At 67.5% G+C, this 3,060-nt stretch carries 4 protein-coding genes; all 4 read right to left on the bottom strand.

The annotated features are described in order from the left end of the window. Positions 1 to 26 precede the first annotated feature (26 nt). The 4 genes from NZL82_RS19720 to tnpA are packed head-to-tail and all read right to left on the bottom strand — an operon-like array spanning position 27 to position 2,937. Positions 27 to 629 (bottom strand): plasmid pRiA4b ORF-3 family protein, encoded by a 603-nt coding sequence (locus NZL82_RS19720; protein ID WP_261271385.1) that lies wholly within the window; start codon positions 627 to 629, stop codon positions 27 to 29. After that, a complete protein-coding gene (gene tnpC / locus NZL82_RS19715) occupies positions 626 to 2,188 on the bottom strand; it encodes an IS66 family transposase (protein ID WP_405051401.1) in 1,563 nt (520 codons plus the stop codon). The genes NZL82_RS19720 and tnpC overlap by 4 nt, the downstream gene beginning before the upstream one ends. Before the next feature lie 42 nt (positions 2,189 to 2,230). Next, complete coding sequence (gene tnpB, locus NZL82_RS19710) at positions 2,231 to 2,578, bottom strand: IS66 family insertion sequence element accessory protein TnpB (protein WP_261271383.1); 348 nt, start codon at positions 2,576 to 2,578, stop codon at positions 2,231 to 2,233. Beyond that, the gene (gene tnpA / locus NZL82_RS19705) at positions 2,575 to 2,937 is read right to left on the bottom strand and encodes an IS66-like element accessory protein TnpA (RefSeq protein WP_261271382.1); all 363 of its coding nucleotides are present in this window, start codon (positions 2,935 to 2,937) and stop codon (positions 2,575 to 2,577) included. Before tnpA ends, tnpB begins: the two co-directional genes overlap by 4 nt. Between the last annotated feature and the right edge of the window lie 123 nt (positions 2,938 to 3,060).

Here is a 3,060-nt window from a genome sequence, read left to right as displayed (position 1 = left end):
GTAAGCGTGGCCGGTAGACCGTCTTGCTATTGGGCGCGGCTTTTCTGGTAGGCGAGTTTGCCGGCGTGTCGGCGGATGGCGATGGCGGCGACAGCGCGGCGGATGAAGCGTTCGTCGATGTCGTCGGGGTTATAGGGGCCGCCATACCATTCGCGCAGGCGGTCGTGTTCTTCGTGTGTCGGGTCGGCCATGGCATCAAGGAACATCTCGAAGCCGGGGAGACCGCCGACATCCTCGGGCGGGCAGCGCCGGTCGCCCTCTATGAAACGCGGATATTTGACGTCGGGTTCGCCAAGGCCGACCGTCTCCACGGTGATGGTGTGCCGCCAGTCGTCACCCATGTCGTAGGTGTAGACGAGTTCCCGCACGCCCCGGTCGATAAGGGCCGCGAGCTTCACGTTCTTTGCAGCGGTTATGCCGCTCTCCGGCCACATCGGGTCGGGGATGCCGTAGCGCCGGTCGCCGGCCTCGAAATGCCACAGATGGCAATCCTCCCAGCCCATCGCGGCCTGGACGATGTCGTGGAGCATCTTGAGGCTGGCGGTGACCGGTACGTCGACCCGGCGCCAGATGGCGGGCTCGATGTCGTCGAGGGCGATGTGCAGACGGGCGATGGTCTCGGCGCTCATGCCGCCAGTCTGGCAGGTTCGGGGGACCAGTTCCACGGCATGAGTTCGTCCCATCGGCTGGCCGGCCAGTCGCCCGCGACCCTGGCAATGACGTCGGCGATATAGGCGTGCGGGTCGACGCCGTTCGCCTTGCACGTCTGGATGACGGTGTAGATGACAGCGGCGCGCTCGCCGCCTGCACGGGAGCCGGCGAACAGCCAGTTGCGGCGTCCGACCGCGAGACCGCGCAATGCACGCTCCGCAATGTTGTTGTCGATCTCGAGACGCCCGTCCTCCAGGAAGCGCGACAACGCCGGCCAGCGTTTGGTGCCATAGGCGATGGCTTTCGCCATGTCGCACCTAGGCGACAGATGGCGAAGGGCAGCGTCGAGTATCTCACGCAAGGCGTCGACCAGCGGCCGGCTGTTCTCCTGACGGCTTCGGCATCGCACATCGGGTGGTTGGCCGCGGACCTCGGCCTCGATGGCGTAGAGTTGGCCGATTCTCTCGAGGATGTCGGTGGTCAGCGGCGTGGGCGACCGTTCGTGGAGGTCGAAGACCTTGCGCCGGAAATGCGCCCAGCAGGCGACCTCGGTTACACCGCCCCGGTAGAGCCCGTCATAGCCGGCATAGGCATCGGCCTGGAGGAAGCCGCGAAACCCGGCAAGATGCGCCATCGGATGCGCGGCGGTGCGGTCGGGCGTGAAGCGATACCAGGTCGCGCGCGGCGCCGTGCTGCCGGATGCCTGGTCGTCAGCCGCGTACACCCATAACCGTCCGGTCGCGGTCTTGCCCCGGCCGGGGTCAAGCACCGGCACGGGCGTGTCGTCGGCATGGATCTTGTCGGCCTTGAGCACCTCGTCACGGATGCGCGTGACGATGGGGTCGAGAAGTGCCGCAGCCTGTCCGGTCCAACCCGCCAGCGTCGAGCGGTCGATGTCGAGCCCCTGCGCGGCCATCATCCCGGCCTGGCGGTACAGCGGCAGATGGTGGTCGAACTTGGACACGACAATGTGCGCCAGCGTCGCGAAGGTCGCCTTGCCGCGCGCCACGGCGCTGACCGGGGTGGGAGCCTGAACGATCTTCTCGCACATCCGGCAGCTGTATTTGGGGCGGACGTTGCGCACGACGCGCCAGCGCACCGGCACGATGTCGAGCATCTCATGCGCGTCCGCCCCGAGCGGGCGCAGCGCACCGCCACAGTCCGGGCAGGTGCAGGCGCCCGACGCCGGCTCGTGGACGACCTGTTCGCGCGGCAGATGGTCGGGCAGGCTGCGGACAGGCACCGGACGGGTCGTCAGGCTGGATGCAGCATCCTCGGCTACAGGCGCATCGCGCTCGGTCTCCAGTTCCTCCAGCGCCAGTTCGAGCTGCTCGATCTCGCGGCCCAGCTTCTCGGACGAGGCGCCGAACTGCATCCGCCGCAGCCGGGCAATCTGCCCGCGCAGCGTATCGATGAGCAGGTCGCGGGCCGCGAGCGCGGCATTGGCCCGGGCGAGCGACGCTTCCAGCGCGGCGATCCGCGCGGCGGCATCAGCGGAGGAAACGGGCGCTTCCGACACCCGGAATACATAGCAGATTGCGTGCTGACGGACGAGCAAAAACGACGTGAAACCGCCGTTTCACCCTGCCAGCATGGGCGTGAACGTCCGCTCGGGCCGCCGCCAGTCGATGCCCTCCAGTAGCATCGACAATTGTGCCGGCGTCAGCACCACCGTGCCGGTCGCGGTCACCGGCCAGACGAAGCGGCCCCGGTCGAGCCGCTTCGAAAACAGGCAAAGCCCCTGGCCGTCGAACCACAGCAGCTTGACCAGATGCCCCCGCTTGCCCCGAAACGCGAACAAGGCGCCCGAATGCGGGTTCTGCGCCAGCACCTGCTGCACCAGCACCGCCAGACCGTCGAACCCCTTGCGCATGTCGGTCACCCCGCACGCCAGGAACACCCGCGTCGGCAATGGCACCGGGCTCACCGCAACACCGACAGCACCCGTGCCAGCGCGCCCGCATCCACATGCGCATCGACGCTCACCCGCACGCCGTCTGGCAGTTCGATCCGGATGAGCCCCGATGAAGATGGCGCTGGCAAAGCCGGTTCGGTGACCCGGACCTCGGCGAACACGGGCAACGAAGGCACCACGCCCGCCAGCTTGCCTTCACGCAACTGCTTGCGCCACGTGTAGATCAGGCTGCTCGACACCTCGCGTCGCGCGATGACGTCGCAGACCCGCACCCCCGGCCGGGACGCCTCGGCGAGTATCTCCAGCTTCTCGGCGTCCGACCATCGCCGTCGACCCGACACGTGGCCGACGACCTCAATCCGACCAGTCATACGAGTGCTCGTATGACTGGTCGTAGAACCAAAAACTTCCCGCACTGCCCGCGCCCTCGTCAAAGGCGACAAGCATCCCGAAGGCCGAGGCCACCGCAAGGCGGCCTACCGGCAACGCTTACA

This window comes from Sphingomonas sp. LC-1, assembly GCF_025371035.1.
In the GTDB taxonomy this organism is placed as follows: Bacteria; Pseudomonadota; Alphaproteobacteria; order Sphingomonadales; family Sphingomonadaceae; genus Sphingomonas; species Sphingomonas sanguinis_E.
Note: the sequence above shows the minus strand (reverse complement) of the source record. Positions and strands in the feature narration are given on the sequence as shown.